Annotated in this window: 17 protein-coding genes; 10 read left to right on the top strand and 7 right to left on the bottom strand. The window is 63.4% G+C overall.

Annotated elements, in window-relative coordinates; translation table 11 throughout:
- Positions 1–14: 14 nt before the first annotated feature.
- Positions 15–629 carry a nucleotide exchange factor GrpE gene (gene grpE, locus J5Y06_RS02105; protein ID WP_209333451.1) on the bottom strand — a complete coding sequence of 205 codons (615 nt, stop codon included), beginning with the start codon at positions 627–629 and terminating at the stop codon, positions 15–17.
- An 82-nt stretch (positions 630–711) separates the two neighbouring features.
- Positions 712–1,782, bottom strand: a complete 1,071-nt coding sequence (hrcA, locus tag J5Y06_RS02100; RefSeq protein WP_209333450.1) for a heat-inducible transcriptional repressor HrcA — start codon at positions 1,780–1,782, stop codon at positions 712–714.
- A gap of 178 nt (positions 1,783–1,960) precedes the next feature.
- Here hrcA and rph point away from each other — a divergent pair, with 178 nt between their 5' ends.
- The 4 genes from rph to hemW are packed head-to-tail and all read left to right on the top strand — an operon-like array spanning position 1,961 to position 4,911.
- Positions 1,961–2,677, top strand: a complete 717-nt coding sequence (gene rph, locus J5Y06_RS02095; protein ID WP_209333449.1) for a ribonuclease PH — start codon at positions 1,961–1,963, stop codon at positions 2,675–2,677.
- Between the two features lie 3 nt (positions 2,678–2,680).
- On the top strand, positions 2,681–3,097 hold the full coding sequence (locus J5Y06_RS02090) for a VOC family protein (RefSeq protein WP_209333448.1): 417 nt from the start codon (positions 2,681–2,683) through the stop codon (positions 3,095–3,097).
- A gap of 8 nt (positions 3,098–3,105) precedes the next feature.
- Entirely contained in the window at positions 3,106–3,750 is a 645-nt protein-coding gene (gene rdgB / locus J5Y06_RS02085; protein WP_209334329.1) for an RdgB/HAM1 family non-canonical purine NTP pyrophosphatase, read from the top strand.
- Positions 3,751–4,911 (top strand): radical SAM family heme chaperone HemW, encoded by a 1,161-nt coding sequence (gene hemW, locus J5Y06_RS02080; RefSeq protein WP_209333447.1) that lies wholly within the window; start codon positions 3,751–3,753, stop codon positions 4,909–4,911.
- A 3-nt stretch (positions 4,912–4,914) separates the two neighbouring features.
- On the opposite strand, the gene J5Y06_RS02075 is transcribed toward hemW, so the two are convergent.
- Both J5Y06_RS02075 and J5Y06_RS02070 read right to left on the bottom strand, forming a co-directional pair.
- Positions 4,915–5,082 (bottom strand): hypothetical protein, encoded by a 168-nt coding sequence (locus tag J5Y06_RS02075; protein WP_209333446.1) that lies wholly within the window; start codon positions 5,080–5,082, stop codon positions 4,915–4,917.
- A gap of 101 nt (positions 5,083–5,183) precedes the next feature.
- Positions 5,184–6,389, bottom strand: coding sequence for a penicillin-binding protein activator (locus J5Y06_RS02070; RefSeq protein WP_209333445.1), 1,206 nt, complete (start codon positions 6,387–6,389; stop codon positions 5,184–5,186).
- Positions 6,390–6,539: 150 nt separating this feature from the next.
- On the opposite strand from J5Y06_RS02070, the gene rsmI reads away from it, so the two are divergent.
- The 3 genes from rsmI to J5Y06_RS02055 all read left to right on the top strand — a co-directional run bounded on the left by rsmI (position 6,540) and on the right by J5Y06_RS02055 (position 8,697).
- The gene (rsmI, locus tag J5Y06_RS02065) at positions 6,540–7,409 is read left to right on the top strand and encodes a 16S rRNA (cytidine(1402)-2'-O)-methyltransferase (protein ID WP_209334328.1); all 870 of its coding nucleotides are present in this window, start codon (positions 6,540–6,542) and stop codon (positions 7,407–7,409) included.
- Positions 7,406–7,783 (top strand): YraN family protein, encoded by a 378-nt coding sequence (locus J5Y06_RS02060; RefSeq protein ID WP_209333444.1) that lies wholly within the window; start codon positions 7,406–7,408, stop codon positions 7,781–7,783. Before rsmI ends, J5Y06_RS02060 begins: the two co-directional genes overlap by 4 nt.
- Before the next feature lie 86 nt (positions 7,784–7,869).
- A complete protein-coding gene (locus J5Y06_RS02055) occupies positions 7,870–8,697 on the top strand; it encodes a cyclase family protein (protein ID WP_209333443.1) in 828 nt (275 codons plus the stop codon).
- 37 nt (positions 8,698–8,734) lie between these two features.
- Here J5Y06_RS02055 and J5Y06_RS02050 read toward each other — a convergent pair whose 3' ends face one another.
- Entirely contained in the window at positions 8,735–10,114 is a 1,380-nt protein-coding gene (locus tag J5Y06_RS02050; protein WP_209333442.1) for a cytochrome P450, read from the bottom strand.
- 203 nt (positions 10,115–10,317) lie between these two features.
- On the opposite strand from J5Y06_RS02050, the gene J5Y06_RS02045 reads away from it, so the two are divergent.
- Positions 10,318–10,767: a response regulator gene (locus J5Y06_RS02045; RefSeq protein WP_342453353.1), complete on the top strand. Its 450-nt coding sequence runs from the start codon at positions 10,318–10,320 to the stop codon at positions 10,765–10,767.
- Between the two features lie 10 nt (positions 10,768–10,777).
- Here the strand turns inward: J5Y06_RS02045 and polA are convergent, their stop codons facing one another.
- Both polA and J5Y06_RS02035 read right to left on the bottom strand, forming a co-directional pair.
- Positions 10,778–13,696 (bottom strand): DNA polymerase I, encoded by a 2,919-nt coding sequence (gene polA / locus J5Y06_RS02040; RefSeq protein ID WP_209333440.1) that lies wholly within the window; start codon positions 13,694–13,696, stop codon positions 10,778–10,780.
- 89 nt (positions 13,697–13,785) lie between these two features.
- Positions 13,786–13,971 (bottom strand): hypothetical protein, encoded by a 186-nt coding sequence (locus J5Y06_RS02035; RefSeq protein ID WP_209333439.1) that lies wholly within the window; start codon positions 13,969–13,971, stop codon positions 13,786–13,788.
- 401 nt (positions 13,972–14,372) lie between these two features.
- On the opposite strand from J5Y06_RS02035, the gene J5Y06_RS02030 reads away from it, so the two are divergent.
- On the top strand, positions 14,373–15,761 hold the full coding sequence (locus tag J5Y06_RS02030; RefSeq protein ID WP_209333438.1) for a M20/M25/M40 family metallo-hydrolase: 1,389 nt from the start codon (positions 14,373–14,375) through the stop codon (positions 15,759–15,761).
- Entirely contained in the window at positions 15,758–16,387 is a 630-nt protein-coding gene (locus J5Y06_RS02025; RefSeq protein ID WP_209333437.1) for a ribonuclease D, read from the top strand. The genes J5Y06_RS02030 and J5Y06_RS02025 overlap by 4 nt, the downstream gene beginning before the upstream one ends.
- Positions 16,388–16,393 lie beyond the last annotated feature (6 nt).

Below are 16,393 nucleotides of genomic sequence, written 5' to 3'. Positions count from 1 at the left end.
GTTCGCAGCGAGCCCTATTCCGCTTGGCTGGTGTCGGCTGCCTGTGCGGGCGCTTCCCCGGCCTTCGGACCACCCTTCGCAACCCCAACCATGGCCGGACGCAAAACGCGGTCGCCGATCACGTAGCCGGTCTGCACGACCTGAACCACGGTGTTGTTGGGGACTTCGGAATTGGGAACCTCGAACATTGCCTGGTGGAAGTTCGGATCGAAACGTTCGCCTTCAGGCGCAATCTTTTTCACGCCGTGACGTTCGAGAGCCGAAAGCATCGCGCGCTCGGTCATCTCGACGCCCTCAGCGAGGGACTTGAAGCCCGCGTCGCCGGCTTCAAGCGCTTGGGGTGGAATGGCATCCAGCGCGCGCCGCAGATTGTCGGACACCGAAAGCATGTCGCGGGCGAAGTTGGTCACGGCATAGGAGCGGGCATCGGCCACGTCGCGCTGGGTCCGGCGCCGCAGGTTCTCCATTTCGGCGGCCAGCCGCAACGCGCGGTCCTTGAGCTCCTCGTTTTCCTTAGCGAGGCGGAGAAAGGCTTCCGTGTCGGCCTGGAACTCAGGAGCATCCGTCGCGGGCGTATTCGCGGCTTCCGCCTCTTCGGGCGCACGGTTCTCGTTAGCCTGTTCTGTCATGGCTGCGTATGAATCCCGGTATTGTTGGCTTGCGCCCGATATCGAGTGCCCGACCGGCAAAATCAAGTGCGCGTGATGATCCTCAGCGCAGCATGCGGCTGATCAGCTGTGCGGTGTAATCCACCATTGGCACAATTCGTGCGTAGTTCAGCCGCGTGGGCCCGATCACACCCAAGGCACCGATCACGCGCGAATCCTTGTCGCGATAAGGTGCAACCACCAGGGACGAGCCGGACAAGGAAAACAGCTTGTTTTCCGACCCGATAAAGATGCGCACGCCGGATCCCTCATCGGCAAGATCGAGCAGCTGGACGAGGCCCTCCTGGGTTTCCAGGTCTTCAAACAGGTGCTTCAGGAGCTCGATGTCTGCTTGCGCGCTGACATTGTCCAGGAGATTGGCGCGTCCACGCACGATCAACCGCGCCGGCAGGCCGCTTTCGGCGCCGGCCCAAACCGCCAAGCCACGCTGAACGAGATCCTGTGACAGCGCGTCGAGTGCGCCGCGGGTTTCGTCCACCAGCCGGACGATGTCGCTGCGGGCCTCGGAAAGGGTCCGGCCGCGCAGATGTGCGTTGAGGAAGTTGGAGGCTTCCTGCAGCTGGGAAGGCGCAATGCCGGCCGGGAGATCCAGGATGCGGTTCTCGACCTCGCCGCTCTTGGCCACGAGGATGGCCAGCGCCTTTGTGGGTTCGAGCTGGATGAACTCGATATGCTTCAGCGCCGTCTCGTTTTTCGCAGCGACCACGAGCCCGGCGCCGCGCGAAAGCCCCGACAGCATCTGGCTGGCTTCCGTCAGCATCGAGTCGATGCTGGAGTCGCCGCCGGACGCTTTCACCTGCGCTTCAATGGCGCGGCGTTCCTCTTCGCCTAGGTCGCCGAGTTCCATGAAGGCGTCGACGAAGAACCGCAAACCGCGCTGCGTCGGCAGGCGCCCAGCAGACGTGTGGGGCGAATAAATGAGCCCAAGATGCTCGAGGTCGCTCATCACGTTGCGCACGGTGGCCGGCGACAGGTTCACGGGCAACATCCGCGCCAGGCTGCGGGAACCGAGCGGCTCCCCGTCGCGCATGTAAGCATCCACGATCAACCGGAAGATGTCCCGCGAACGCGCATCGAGCGCGGCCAGCGTGGGATCCGTCAAGGGAAGGGTCATGGGCATCGCGGCTTCATCATTGAGTCCAAGGATATAAGACCTTAGCCGCCATGCAACCAGATCAGATTGCTGGGCTGCCGCGGCGCAAGTCCCTTGATGCGGCTTTTCCTTTGCCTTGAAGGGCTGCGGGGGATACAAGCCGCCGCACATTCCAGTCAATGAAGCGGACAAGACACGCATGCGACCTTCCAAGCGCCAGCCGGACGAAATGCGCGCGATCTCCTTTGAGCGCGGCGTGTCCAAACACGCCGAAGGATCGTGCCTTGTGAAGTTCGGCGACACGCATGTTCTGTGCACCGCAAGCCTGGAAGAACGCGTCCCGGGCTGGATGCGCAACACCGGCAAGGGCTGGGTGACGGCCGAATACGGCATGCTGCCCCGCGCCACGGGCGATCGCATGCGCCGCGAAGCCTCGGCCGGCAAGCAGGGCGGCCGCACCCTCGAAATCCAGCGCCTAATCGGGCGTTCCCTTCGCGCCGTGGTTGACATGCAGGCGCTGGGCGAGGTGCAGATCACGGTCGACTGCGACGTGATCCAGGCCGATGGCGGCACGCGAACGGCAGCCATCACCGGCGGGTTCGTCGCACTGCATGAATGTTTGACCTGGATGGAAGCACGCAAGATGGTGAGCGTGGGCAAGGTCCTGAAGGATCATGTCGCGGCAATCTCCTGCGGAATCTATGAAGGCGTGCCCGTTATCGACCTCGACTACCTCGAAGATTCGGCGGCCCACACGGACGCCAATTTCGTGATGACCGGCAAGGGCGGCATCGTGGAAATCCAGGGCACGGCAGAAGGCGCGCCTTTCTCCGAAGATGAATTCACCGAACTGCTCGGTCTTGCCAAGACGGGCATCAACCGCCTGGTGAGCCTGCAACAGATGGCGATCGGCTGAGCCATGACGCCGACCGGCATCCTTGAAGCGGCGCTTTACGTCGACGACCTCGAAGAAGCGGAGCGCTTCTATTCGACGGTGCTGGGCCTGCCGGTGATATCGAAGGTCGATGGCCGGCACGTTTTCCTGCGTTGCGGCGCAGGCGTCGTTCTTCTGTTCAACCCCGATCGCACGGTTGAGCCCCCGGCGCCTGAGTCGCGCTTTCCCGTGCCGCCGCATGGTGCAAAGGGCGAAGGCCACCTTTGCTTCCGTGCGGAAGAAACCGAAATCGACGACTGGAAGCGCCATCTCGGCGAGCATGGGGTCGAGATCGAAAGCGAGTTCACTTGGCCGGAAGGCGGGCGCTCGATCTATTTTCGCGATCCGGCGGGGAACTCCATCGAGTTTGCCAATCCACGTATCTGGGGGATTGCCGGATGAGCGACACGATGCGTCCGCTCGGCAATCAAATCGTTGTGGCGAGCCACAACGCGGGCAAGCTGCGTGAATTTGCAGATCTGCTCGGGCCGTTTGGCCTCCAAGCACGCTCGGCCGCCGACTACGGCCTGCCCGAGCCGGACGAAACCGGCACCACCTTCGAGGAAAACGCCCTCATCAAGGCGTTGGCCGCCGCGAAGGGCACTGGCTTGCCGGCCTTGTCGGATGACTCCGGTCTTTGCGTGGACGCGCTGCACGGCGCGCCCGGAGTTTACACCGCCAACTGGGCAGAAACCGAGGCTGGCACGCGCGATTTCGCCATGGCCATGCGCAAGGTGGAAGACCAATTGCGGAAACTTGGGGCTACCGGACCATTCGAGCGCACCGGCCGCTTCGTGGCCGTGATCTGCCTCGCCTTTCCGGATGGGGAAGCGGAATATTACCGCGGCGAAGCGGAAGGCGAGCTGGTTTGGCCGCCACGCGGCGACCGAGGCTTCGGCTATGATCCGGTGTTTCAGCCACAAGGCTTCACGATCACCTTCGGCGAAATGTCGGCGGAAGAAAAGCATGGCTGGAAGCCGGGGCAGCCCACTGCCCTGTCGCATCGGGCTCGTGCGTTTCAGAAGTTCGCGCGCGCGCGGTTGGGTTCGGCCTGAGTGCGACGCGACGACGGCTCGCCGGGCTTCGGCGTCTACATCCACTGGCCGTTCTGTGCGGCCAAATGCCCGTATTGTGACTTCAACAGCCACGTGCGCCACCAGCCAGTGGATCAGGAGCGCTTTGCCGACGCCTTTCGCCGCGAAATGGCGGAAATGCGCGAGCGTACCGGCCCGCGCGACGTCACCTCGATCTTTTTAGGCGGTGGCACCCCTTCGCTGATGAAGCCTGAAACCGTAGGGGCGGTGCTCGACGCGGTTGCCGCCCACTGGACGGTGCCGGACGGCATCGAGATCACGCTGGAAGCCAATCCGACATCCGTGGAAGCGGAGCGCTTCCGCGGATACCGTGCGGCTGGCGTGAACCGGGTTTCCTTGGGCGTGCAGGCCTTGAACGATGCCGATCTGCGCTTCCTGGGGCGCATGCACAGCGTCGCGGACGCGCTTGGAGCGATCGGCCTCGCGCGCGAAATCTTCCCTCGCCTGTCGTTCGACCTGATCTATGCCCGGCCAAACCAGAGGCTCGACGCGTGGGAAGCGGAGTTGCGGCAGGCAATCGCTTATGCCGCCGACCATTTGTCGCTCTACCAGCTGACCATCGAAGAAGGGACGCCGTTTTTTGCGCTGCATGCGGCCAAGAAGTTTGCCATTCCCGATCCTGACCATGCGGCCGATCTTTATGCGTTGACGCAAGACGTCACGGCTGCCGCCGGCTTGCCGGCCTATGAAGTTTCCAATCATGCTGCCCCAGGGGCGGAAAGCCGACACAACCTCACTTACTGGCGCTATGGCGATTATGTTGGTGTTGGTCCCGGCGCCCACGGGCGCTTCGCCGAAGATGGCCAGCGCGTGGTGACGATCGGCGAACGCCATCCGGAAAGCTGGCTGGCTGCCGTGGAACAGAACGGCACCGGCGTCACCTCCGGCGAACGACTGATGCCATGGGAAGAAGCCGACGAGATGCTGCTGATGGGACTGCGGCTGCGCGAAGGTATCGACCTGGCACGCTATGAGGCGCTCGCTCGCCGAAGCCTAGACGGCGAGCGTCTGGCCTTCCTGCAGGGAGAAAAACTGGTGGAGTCGGTGGGAAACAGCCGGCTTCGCGCCACGCCGACGGGCATGGCGGTGCTCGACGCACTGGTGGCCGACCTCGCGAGCTGATCCCTAGTTGCTCTTGGAGTCGGGCGCGGCTGGTTGCTCAGGCTCGGCGCCTTTTTCTCGACCTGCTGCTGCGCTTTCATCCTTCTTGCGAATGATCCAGCGTGCTGCATCATTTCCGTTGCGGCCCGCATAATACGGTTCAAACGTGTTCTGGACTTGAAGGTTGGCCATGGCTTTGCGCTCCTGGCGCCCGAACACCGGCCGCGCGAATTTGTTCCGCCGACAAAGCGGGCAGATGCAGAATTCTTGTGCAGCCGGTGCTTACAATACGCTCAACTGGCGCCGCCGGCGAAACTGCGCGGCGATGGGCTGATCACGCGTGTGGCGCCGCCCGGTTGGACTTCATAAACCGCATAACCGCGTTCCGTTGTGCCGTCCGGCTCGAAGCGGAAGATCCCGGTATAACCGGCAAACCCGGCGTCGGCTTCGATCACGCTGTTGCTGAACGCGCCAGTGCCGTAGCGCTTGGCTGCCGTGCCGGCCATCACCACCGTGTCGTAAGCGAGCGCCGCATTGGGGCTGGGTTCGGCACCGAATTTGGCTGCGTATCGGGATTTGAAGGTTGCGAGGCGCGCTTGGTCGCTGTCTGCGAACCAGGCTCCCTCCAGAAGGGCATCGCTTAGGCTGGCGCTGGTCCACTGCCCCGTTCCAAGCAGTCGCTTGCCTCGGATGTCGCCACCGTTGGAGCTCAGAGCCCGGAGAATCGCGGATGGAACGGGGCCGCCTTCGGGAATCAAAATAGCCTCGCTTTGCGGGAGCGCAGCAACGGCGGCTGCGGCCGCCTGCTGGATGGACGCTTCGTTGGGATCGTAGCGGACCGACGCAGCCAGGGTGCCGGTGTTTTGCAAAGCAGCGCGGGCGGCACGCTCCGCAAGGTCGCCAGCCGGACCATTGGCGAAGAAGCCAAGCACGGATCGGACGCCATTTTGCGTGGCATGGGACACCACGCGCTCCACCACTCCGGCGGGAAGAAAGGAGTTCAGGTAAACCCGCGCTCCAGCCACGTTGCGGTCGGATGAAAAGGCGATCATCGTTTTGCCGGCCGGTCGCGTCACCGCGGCTGCCGCCGACACATCGGACGCGAAGATCGGTCCGAGCACGAGCGAGGAGCCTTCCAGCACGGCCGAGCTCGCCGCCGCCTGCACCTGAGCGGGGTCACGGCCTGTGTCCTTGATCACCAGTTGCAAGGCGTCGGAGCCAATGTCCTCCATGGCAAGGGCAGCCGCGTTTCGGAACTCGCGGCCGATCTGGCCGGCGCTGCCTTCCGCGCTGAGTGGCAGAAGAAGCGCCACGCGCGACGGGCCCGTGCCGAGAACTTCGCCGGTGGCTGGCGGCAGTGTGGTCTGGTCGGCCTGCGTTTGCACGGGAGCGGCCGGCACGTCCGGCAAGCCTTGCGGCACGGACGTCGCCTGGCAGCCAGCCAGAAGCCCGCTTCCGATGATCATCAGGCCGCGGAGGCGCCGCAAAATCGAACTCACGACTGTTGTGTCCTTTCGGCCCTTGGCCGGTGATGGAGGCGGCGACTTTGCAAGCCGGCTCGCGGCGTGTCAAAGCTTGGCCGGTCACGAAGCCGCATCGCAAAGGCAGGAACCAAGGTGGAACACGACGCCGGCAGCGGCAAAAGCTTCATGGTCGGACAAACGGCCGTCAGCGCGCGGCCGCTCCAGGCTGGGCTTTACATCGTTTCCACGCCGATCGGCAATCTCGGCGACATCACTTTGCGCGCGCTGGAAACACTGGCAGCGGCCGATATTCTGGCCTGCGAGGATACCCGGGTCACCCGGGTCCTGCTGGACCGCTATGGCATCCGTCGCCGCGCCTTCGCCTACCACGAGCACAACGAAGCAGACGCCACGCCACGCCTGGTGGAAGCGGTGGCGGCCGGTCAGAGCGTGGCGCTGGTGAGCGATGCTGGCACGCCGCTCGTATCCGACCCCGGTTTTCGCTTGGTCGGGGCGGTGGCGGAAGCCGGTCTGCCGGTGGTGCCCATACCCGGCGCGTCGGCACTTCTGTCAGCGCTCGCCGTATCGGCCCTGCCCACCGACGCATTCTTCTTTGCTGGCTTTCTTTCCGCCAAGGCGGGCGCGCGAAACACCCGCCTTGCTGCCTTGAAGGCAGTTCCCGGCACGCTTGTTTTCTACGAATCACCACGCCGCCTTGCTGTATCCCTTGCGGCCATGGCTGATGTGCTCGGACCAGACCGGCTGGCGACAGTGTCGCGCGAGCTGACAAAGGCCTTTGAAGAAGTGCGGCGCGACACGTTGGGCGGTTTGGCTGCACATTACGCTGCCGCAGACACGCCCAAGGGAGAAATCGTGGTCATAGTCGCGCCACCGGGCGTCGCGCCGGTCCCGCAAGCTGAGGATGTGGACGCGCTGCTGAAAAGCCTTGTTGCCGACATGCCCACCGCGAAGGCTGCCGGGGAAGCTGCCCGCCGCACCGGGCTGGCGAAAGCCGACCTTTACAAGCGCCTGCTTGCCTTGAAGGACGAGGGATGAAGGCGTCGCCGCTCCGCGGGAGGGTGAAGGCCTATCGCCTCGGCCACGTCGCGGAAGCTCTGGCCGCCGTTGCTTTGATGGCCAAGGGATATCGGATCGAGGCGCGACGCTATCGCACCAAGCTGGGTGAGATCGACTTGATTGCCCGGCGCGGCGATCTTGTGCTGATTGTTGAAGTAAAGGCTCGGCCGAGCTTGGCGGAAGCGATGGATGCGATCGGACGGTCTTCGGAGCGGCGCATCGCCAGTGCGGCGGACCTGTGGCTTATCCGCCAGCGCGACTACGCCCGCCTGTCGCTGCGCTTCGACCTCGTTGCGGTGCTGCCCTGGCGGTGGCCCGTTCACGTGGAGAACATCTTTGCCGACAGCGACTGATTTCCGACACGAAACGGTCTTGCGGAGCCCAACGGGAGGGCACATCCTCGCTTCTGCGTTCAAAGCCAAGAAAAGGGGACCTGCCGATGTGCCACCATTGTGTTGTTGAAACCGTGAAAGCCAACATGCTTACGCGCCGCGCCTTCTTCCGCGGTTCGGCGCTGGCCGCTGGCGCTGCTTTTGCTGCCACCGCACTTCCTGCTCCGCTTTTTGCGCAAACAAGCGCTCCCCAGAAGGCGGAAGACCTCACCCACGAGCTGCACGAGAAGTTTCCGACCTTCTTTGGCGACCAGCAGGTGTTCAAGGACCAGAAGTTTTCCTTCGCCAAGGACACGTTCAATTTGAACGAATGGCGGATCAACGAACACACGGGCACGCACATCGATGCGCCGCTGCACTTTTCCGCCGACGGCCGCTCCGTGGCCGAGCTCCCGGTGCAGGATCTGATTGCGCCGTTGGTCGTGATCGACATCCGCGAGAAGGCGCAGGACAACGCCGACGCGCAGCTGACGCCGGACGACATCAAGGCCTGGACAAAGGCCAATGGCGATCTGCCGCAAGGCTGCGTCGTGGCGATGCTGTCCGGCTGGGGCGCGCATGTCGCAACCGACAAGTTCCGTAACCTCGGCGAAGACGGCAAGACGATGCACTTCCCCGGCTTCCACATCGAGGCGGCGCAGGCACTTATGGAAGCGCCCTCGGTCAAGGCGATCGCGGTAGATACGCTGTCGCTGGACTTCGGCCAGTCACCGGATTTTGCGGTTCACAACGCTTGGCTGCCGTCGGGCCGCTATGGCATCGAAGCCATTGCAAATCTCGAAAGTCTCCCGGCGAGCGGCGCCACGCTCGTGGTGGGCGCGCCGAAGCTGCGTGAAGCCACCGGCGGTCCGGCCCGCATCTTCGCTTTCGTGTGACAAGGTGGCGGTCAGGCGATGAGCCTGGCCGCACTGTTCATTGCCGAGCCCGCTTGCTCACCGTCATCCACAAACCACCTTCCGGCTGAGTGGTCAGCTTCTGCACCGGCCATGGCCGGGTTTGTTCCGTGGTGTCGAAACGATAGCGCGACATGAGCACTGCCAGGGCAATCGCCGCTTCCTGCATGGCGAAGCTGGCGCCAATGCAGGTGCGGGGCCCGGCTCCAAACGGTAGATATTGGTAGCGGTCGATCGTGTCCCGGTTTTCAGGGTGGAAGCGTTCAGGCATGAAAGCGTCCGGCCGGTCCCACAAGGCGCGATGCCGATGCACGGTCCAGGGCATCATCAGGACCTGCGTGCCTTTCTTGATGTGCAGGTCGCCATAGCGGTCGTCCTCGATCGGCTCCCGGTTGAGCGATGGCGCGGGAGGGTAAAGTCGCATGGCTTCCTCGAATGCGGCGCGCGTGAACGGCATGGCGTCTAGCCAGTTCACCGGATCCGGGATCGTCGCAACGACTTGGTCGATCTCGGCTTCGATCCGCTCGCGCTCCCAGGGCGCTTCGGCCAGGCAGTAGAGCGTCCAGCCGAGCGCTCGAGCGGTTGTTTCGTGCCCCGCGCCGATGAAGGTGATGATGTTGTCCTCGACTTCGCCGCGGGTCAGGCCATCCGGCCCTTCAGCCCGCAGGAGCAGGGTCAGGAAATCTTCCGGCACATCCTCTGGGCTGCGGATCATGCGCTTGCGGCGCATTTCCATTGTGTCGCTGACGATCTTGCGGAAATAGGCGAGCGTCTTGCGGCCGCGGATCTGAGTGAAGCGCGGCAACCAGGCGGGCGCGCGCAGTAGGTCGAGAGGATCCACCCGCCCCATGGTCTCGAACAGGCGGTCGATCTGCGCTTCAAAAGAGCCAGGCTCGCCGGCGATCTCGCCTGAAAACAGCGTTTCGGCAAGAATCTCATAGGTGAGCGCGGTCATGTCGCGGGCCAGATCCACCGGACCGACTGCGTTCTCGTATCGCTCGGCAAAGGCAAGCGAACGCTCCAGCATCGGCTGCGCGAAATTGCGGTTGTGGCGCGGCGTGAACACGGGCGCCATGGCTTTGCGCGAGCGCTTCCACACCGCCCCCTCGGCGGTCAGCAGGCCGTCCCGCAGGATCGGCCGCAGGATCGACTGGCGAACGGTTGCCATCTTGTAGTTTTTGGCATTGTCCACGAGCACATGGCGGATCAAGCCCGGATCGTTGGCGATCAGCAGCGGCCCGCCGACACCGGAAACCGTAAGCCAGCGCTCCCTGTAGGAAGGCTCACCCCACAATTCGAGCGGGTTGCGATAGACGATGCGCATCATCTGCAAAAGAGACGGCGGCGTTGTTCGCGGCACGGGGGCTGGCGGAACAAAGGGGGCGGGCTTGCTGTCCATGCCGGGGGAAACTCCTTGCGGTCTCCGGCATATGGGCTTTCCAACACGCGGTTCCAATCACCCCTGCGGCACACACCTTCCCCGACAACGAAAGTGCTTCGTAACGCTTCCATGGCAGGATCGGCCCCGCTTTCGACATGCGGCAAAAATTTGCTGAGGCGGCGCAGAAGCTGCAACCAAAAGCGAGGAGCTGAGTTCTAGGCGTGGACCATAGGGATAAAACGCAATCGATGACCTGCAACGTACTCGTTGTCGAAGACGAAATCCTGGTGGCGATTGAAATCGAACATGTGCTGGAAGAGCTTGGCCACGCTCCCGTGGGCATTGCGGTCGATAGTCGTGCCGCGCTTGATCTGGCGTGCCGGGCAGAGGTCGCCCTCGTCGATCTGAACCTGCGCGATGGCGCCACCGGGCCCGAGATCGGCCGCGCTTTGGCAGAAAAGCACGGCATCACCGTCCTCTTCATGACAGCAAATCCATCTCAGTTGGGCGAAGGCATTCCAGGGACCTTGGGGGTCCTTTCGAAGCCGGTGGCCGACGACGAACTAAGGCAGGCTATCTGCTATGCGGCTGCCTGCCACAAGAAGATGGAAGCCCTTCCTCCCGTCCGCCTCCGCTTGTTTGAAACGGCGCCACAGAAACTGGCGAGCTGAGTAGCCGAGCCTAGTGCGCTTCGTCCCAGTTGTGGGCGGCGCGAGCATCCACCTGGAGCGGCACGGACAAGGCGATCGCCGGCATAGCGGCGTTCTCCATCACCGTGCGGATCACCGGCATCGCTGCTTCCACATCCTCTTCCCTTGCTTCGAAGATCAACTCGTCATGAACCTGCAGGAGCATGCGAACGTCGGGAAGCCCGGCGGCGACCAGGGCGTCGTCCATGCGCACCATCGCGCGCCGGATGATGTCGGCGGCCGAGCCCTGGATCGGCGCATTGATGGCAGCGCGCTCCGAGTTGGCGCGGATCGACGGATTGGAAGCGCGGATGTCGGGGTAATGAGCCCGGCGACCGAAGATCGTTTCAACATAGCCGTGTTCGCGGCAAAACGCCTTCGTCGTGTCCATGTAGTCGCGGATGCCGGGAAACCGCTCGAAGTAACGCTTGATATAGGCGCCGGCTTCTTCGCGCGGGATGGACAGCTGGTTGGCCAGGCCAAAGGCGGAGATCCCGTAGACGATGCCGAAATTGATGGCCTTGGCGCGCGAACGCACCTCGCGCGGCATTCCCTCTACCGGCACGCCGAACATTTCGGATGCGGTGATGGCATGGATGTCGTCGCCATTGGCAAAGGCCGCCTTCAGCTGCGGAATGTCCGCCACATGCGCCAGAATGCGCAGCTCGATCTGGCTGTAATCGGCTGAAATCAACTTGTTTCCGTCTTCGGCAACAAAAGCCGTGCGGATCTTGCGTCCTTCCGCGGTTCGGATCGGAATGTTCTGAAGGTTCGGCTCGGTGGACGACAAGCGGCCCGTCGATGTCGAAGCCAGCGAATAGGATGTGTGAACCCGGCGCGTTTCCGGATGAACATAGCCCGGCAGCGCATCCGTATAGGTGGATTTCAGCTTCGTGAGCTGTCGCCAATCCACGATCTTGCGCGGCAGGTCGTGCCCTTCGGCTGCGAGTTCTTCCAGCACCTGGGCCGAGGTCGACCACTGGCCGGTCTTGGTTTTTGCGCCGCCCGGAAGCCCGAGCGTGCCGAACAGGATATCGCCGAGCTGCTTGGGCGAGCCGATCGTGAAGGGCCCACCGGCGGCCTTGTAGATGTCATCTTCCAGCGCGCCTGCCTTTTGCGCGAGTTCGCCCGACAAGCGCGACAGCATCTGCCGGTCGATCGAAATGCCGCGGCTTTCCATGCGCGCAAGCGCAGGGATGAGCGGCCGTTCCAGCCGCTCATAAATCGACACCAGTCCCTGCGCGACCAGCCGCGGCTTCAACACCGCCCAAAGCCGCAGCGCCATGTCGGCTTGTTCGCCGGCCGCAGCCGTTGCACGCTCCAGCGGCAGGCGGTCAAAGCCGATGCCGGTCCGGCCGCTGCCGAGCAGCTCCTTGATGGTCAGTGCCGAATGCTTGAGCCAGCGGTCGGCCAGCGCATCCAGCGTATGAGCGCCCGATCCTGCGTCCAGCACATAAGACATCAGCATCACGTCGTCGAAGGCTTCGAGCGTGATGCCGTGCCGGGAAAGTAGGAGCCACTCGTTTTTGAGGTTGTGGCCAACCTTCAGCACGGAGCGATCCGACAGAAGCGGCTGAAGGGCAGCGAGCACGTCGGCAGCCCGCATCTGGCCGGGCGTTGCACCGTCAGACAGGAGATCGCTCGCCTGCGCCTTGTGGCCCACCGGAATGTAGCTCGCCTGCCCTGCCCCGGTTCCAAGCGCGATGCCGGTGATCTCAGCCAGCATTGGATCGATCGACGTCATCTGGATGTCGAGCCCCACCACGCCGGTGGCGTAGGCTTCGGCAACGAGATCCTCCAGCGCCTGCGCCTCGCTGACGGTGCGGTAAGCGCTGGTGTCGAGCTTCTGTGCGGCGGCAGCTTCTGCGCGACGGCGGGCAAGAAGCGCCGGCGTCTTTCCATCTTGCGCTGGCGTATCGGTTGTCGCGCCCGCAGCTTTGGGTGCCACATCGAGATCCGGCCCATGCGCGCTTTCGAAGCCGTCCACCGTGACCGTGCCGGCTTCCACTGCGCTCGCGTCAGTCCCGGTAGTTTCGGCCACCCGGCGCATCAGCGATGTGAATTCCATGGCCTTCAGGTAGGAGATGAGCCGAGGTCCGTTGGCGGGATGGAGCTGGAGGCTCTCCAGGCCCTCTTCAAGCGGCACGTCGTTTCGCAGCTTCACTAGCTCACGCGAAATCCGGGCATTCGCCGCGTTGGCGAGGATGGTTTCGCGCCGCTTGTTCTGCTTGATCTCGCCGGCCCGCGCCAAGAGCGTGTCGAGATCGCCGAACTCTTCAAGCAGCTGCGCCGCCGTTTTGGGCCCGATCCCCGGCACGCCCGGCACGTTGTCGATGGAGTCGCCGGTCAGGGCTTGCAGGTCGATCATCTTTTCGGGCGGCACGCCCCACTTCTCGATGACCTCCGCGATGCCGATCTGCTTGTCCTTCATCGGATCGTACATCTGCACGGAAGGGCCGACGAGTTGCATCAGGTCCTTGTCGGACGAAATGATGGTCGTGTCCCCGCCGGCTTCGCAGGCAAGGCGGCAATAGGTGGCGATCAGGTCGTCGGCCTCAAAGCCTTCCTTTTCGATGCAGGGCAGGTCGAAGGCGCGGGTGGCTTGGCGGATCAGGCCGAACTGCGGGATGAGGTCATCCGGCGGCGCTGTGCGGTTCGCCTTGTATTCGGTGAAAAGCTCGTTGCGGAAAGTCTTCGACGAATAATCGAAGATCACCGCGAAATGGGTCGGCACGATCCCGACATCGGTGTTGCGCGCGTCGCGCAACAGCTTCCACAGCATGTTGCAGAAGCCGGAAACGGCGCCGACCGGCAAACCGTCGGACTTGCGGGTCAGCGGCGGCAGCGCGTGATAGGCCCGGAAAATGTAGCCCGAGCCGTCGACGAGGAATAGGTGATCGCCCTTTTTCATGGCGCTAGGCCTAGCGCCGGGCGATCACCCTGTCCACGCCGAAGTGTGGTTGCATCCAAGGCTCCCGACACGGATACGGCAGGGCGCCGTCAGCCTGCGCCTTCGCCTGGTTTCGGCCCCTGTGACTTGGCCCGGTCGCTTTCGACATGTTCCACGTCAAAGGGCTGCGCCGGCCCGGTCGGCATCGTGCGGCCCCTGACCGGCGAGTGGTTGGGATCTTCGTCATCCACGGCTGTGCCGCTTGGCTGCTGTGGCTTGTTTGTGTTGGCTGTCATAGCGCCCTCCAAAGTATGGTCCTGATCAACGCTTGACGGAGGTGTTTGTTCGAGCGGGCAAGAACAGCAAGCCCGCAGCACAAGAGTAACGACCATGTGACGAAGATGTAATGTTGGCTACCCTTGATCCACCTACTTGCCATCTACAAATATCGCTCATCGGCAGCGAACGCCGAAGTTCGGAGACGGCCCGTCCCCCGCCGTTCCGGATTGATGTGGTGGCTTCATCCCCTCTCCGGGCTGCCACATTGTGATACGGCCACCGTGGTATCCCCCCCCTCCACCACGGTGGCCGCTTCTTTCTCGGCCCCGGTACACCCCCCACCAGTTGTTGCATTCCAGCCGCCATCCACTAGGGTCGCGCGCGAATCCTGGCACGCATTCCCTTGGAGGCCTGAAACTTGGCTGCCCTTTCCCCTGTACTTGATCAGCTCGATCGGGATTTCCCCACAAGCCTTGAGCGTTTGTTCGGCTTCCTGCGCATTCCCTCCATCTCAACCGATCCCGCTTTTGCGCAATCCTGCCGGCAAGCCGCGGATTGGCTGGTGGAAGACCTGCGAAGCATCGGGTTCACGGCTGAACGACGCGACACGCCCGGTCACCCGATGGTGGTGGCGCATGCCGATGGTCCTGCCGGCAGCCCACATGTTCTCTTTTACGGTCACTACGACGTGCAGCCGGTCGATCCGCTCGATCTGTGGGCCCGCGACCCCTTTGATCCCGTTGTGGAAAAGGCGGAGGATGGCGTGGATGTGATCCGCGCCCGCGGCTCCTCCGATGACAAGGGCCAGATCATGACCTTTGTGGAAGCCTGCCGCGCCTACAACGCCGTACATGGCGCGCTTCCCTGCCGGATCTCGATCCTGTTCGAAGGCGAGGAAGAAAGCGGCTCGCCCTCGCTGAAGCCGTTCCTCGAAGCGCACAAGGAGGAACTGAAGGCCGACTTCGCGCTGGTTTGCGACACGGGCATGTGGGACCGCGAAACACCGGCCATCTCCGTTGGCCTGCGCGGCATCCTGGGGGTGGAACTGACGATCCACGCGGCCAATCGCGACCTGCATTCCGGCTCTTACGGCGGCGCCGCCGCCAATCCGATCCGCGTGCTCGCCAGGATCCTGGCCGACCTGCATGATGCGGATGGCCGCGTCACCATTCCGGGCTTCTATGAGGGGGTCGAAGAAACCCCGACGCAGATCCTGGAAAGCTGGAAAAGCCTGGGCGTCACCAATGAAAACTTCCTTGGCCCGATCGGCCTGTCGCAGCCTTCCGGCGAAAGAGGCCGCTCCATCCTTGAACTGGTGTGGGCGCGCCCGACGGCCGAGTTCAACGGCATCACCGGTGGTTACACGGGCGAGGGCTTCAAGACCGTGATTGCGGCGCAGGCAACTGCCAAGGTGTCTTTCCGCCTCGTGCACAAGCAGGATCCGGCAAAAATCCGTGCTGCATTCCAGCGCTTCGTGGAAGAGCGGCTGCCTGTCGATTGCCGCGCCGACTGGGGCAAGGATCACGGCGGCTCGCCGGCCATCCAGCTGTCTTACGACGCACCCTATCTGTCCAAGGCGCAAGCGGCGCTATCGGACGAATGGCCGAAGCCTGCCGTAATGATCGCGATGGGCGGGTCGATCCCGATCGTGGGCGACTTCCAGACCTACCTCGGCATGGAGTCCCTGCTGGTGGGGTTTGGCCTGTCGGACGACCGGATCCACTCGCCGAACGAGAAATATGACGTCGAATCCTTCCGCAAGGGCCAGCGCTCCTGGGCCCGCATCCTGGACGCACTTGCCAAATGAACACCAAGCCGACCATCCGCTTCCACAAGGGCGACCTGCCGGATCTCGAGAACTACCGCGTCGACGCGGTCGCGATCGACACGGAAACGCTGGGCCTCAACCCGCATCGCGACCGCTTATGTGTGGTGCAGATTTCACCGGGTGACGGATCCGCCGACGTGATCCAGATCGAAGCGGGGCAGACGCAAGCGCCGAACCTCGTGAAGCTGCTTGGCGATGCCGGCATCACCAAGCTGTTCCACTTTGGCCGCTTTGATCTGGCTGTGCTTTACCACGCCTTCGGTGTCATGCCGGAGCCGGTGTTTTGCACCAAGATTGCGTCGCGCCTGACCCGCACCTACACGGATCGTCACGGCTTGAAGGACATCTGCGCCGAACTTCTCGGCGTCGGCATCTCCAAGCAGCAGCAGTCGTCCGATTGGGGCGCACCGGAACTCACGCCCGAGCAGCTGGATTATGCCGCGTCCGACGTGTTGTACCTGCATCGGTTGCGCGAGATCCTCGCGTCACGGCTTCATCGTGAGAACCGGATGGAAGAAGCGGATGCTTGCTTCCAGTTTCTTCCGACCCGCGCCAGGCTCGACCTCATGGGCTGGCCGGACGAAGACATCTTCGCCCATAGCTGATCCGCA

Origin of the sequence: Tianweitania sediminis, from assembly GCF_017813335.1 — a bacterium.
In the GTDB taxonomy this organism is placed as follows: Bacteria; Pseudomonadota; Alphaproteobacteria; order Rhizobiales; family Rhizobiaceae; genus Tianweitania; species Tianweitania sediminis.
The sequence above is the reverse complement of the archived record's forward strand: the minus strand, read 5'-3'. Positions and strand labels throughout refer to the sequence as shown.

Bases quoted from the DNA above. Each gene is read 5' to 3' on its own strand.
- grpE (WP_209333451.1), bottom strand. From the start codon at position 629: ATGACAGAACAGGCTAACGAGAACCGTGCGCCCGAAGAGGCGGAAGCC.
- hrcA (WP_209333450.1), bottom strand. From the start codon at position 1,782: ATGACCCTTCCCTTGACGGATCCCACGCTGGCCGCGCTCGATGCGCGT.
- rph (WP_209333449.1), top strand. From the start codon at position 1,961: ATGCGACCTTCCAAGCGCCAGCCGGACGAAATGCGCGCGATCTCCTTT.
- J5Y06_RS02090 (WP_209333448.1), top strand. From the start codon at position 2,681: ATGACGCCGACCGGCATCCTTGAAGCGGCGCTTTACGTCGACGACCTC.
- rdgB (WP_209334329.1), top strand. From the start codon at position 3,106: ATGCGTCCGCTCGGCAATCAAATCGTTGTGGCGAGCCACAACGCGGGC.
- J5Y06_RS02075 (WP_209333446.1), bottom strand. From the start codon at position 5,082: ATGGCCAACCTTCAAGTCCAGAACACGTTTGAACCGTATTATGCGGGC.
- rsmI (WP_209334328.1), top strand. From the start codon at position 6,540: ATGGTCGGACAAACGGCCGTCAGCGCGCGGCCGCTCCAGGCTGGGCTT.
- J5Y06_RS02060 (WP_209333444.1), top strand. From the start codon at position 7,406: ATGAAGGCGTCGCCGCTCCGCGGGAGGGTGAAGGCCTATCGCCTCGGC.
- J5Y06_RS02055 (WP_209333443.1), top strand. From the start codon at position 7,870: ATGTGCCACCATTGTGTTGTTGAAACCGTGAAAGCCAACATGCTTACG.
- J5Y06_RS02050 (WP_209333442.1), bottom strand. From the start codon at position 10,114: ATGGACAGCAAGCCCGCCCCCTTTGTTCCGCCAGCCCCCGTGCCGCGA.
- polA (WP_209333440.1), bottom strand. From the start codon at position 13,696: ATGAAAAAGGGCGATCACCTATTCCTCGTCGACGGCTCGGGCTACATT.
- J5Y06_RS02035 (WP_209333439.1), bottom strand. From the start codon at position 13,971: ATGACAGCCAACACAAACAAGCCACAGCAGCCAAGCGGCACAGCCGTG.
- J5Y06_RS02025 (WP_209333437.1), top strand. From the start codon at position 15,758: ATGAACACCAAGCCGACCATCCGCTTCCACAAGGGCGACCTGCCGGAT.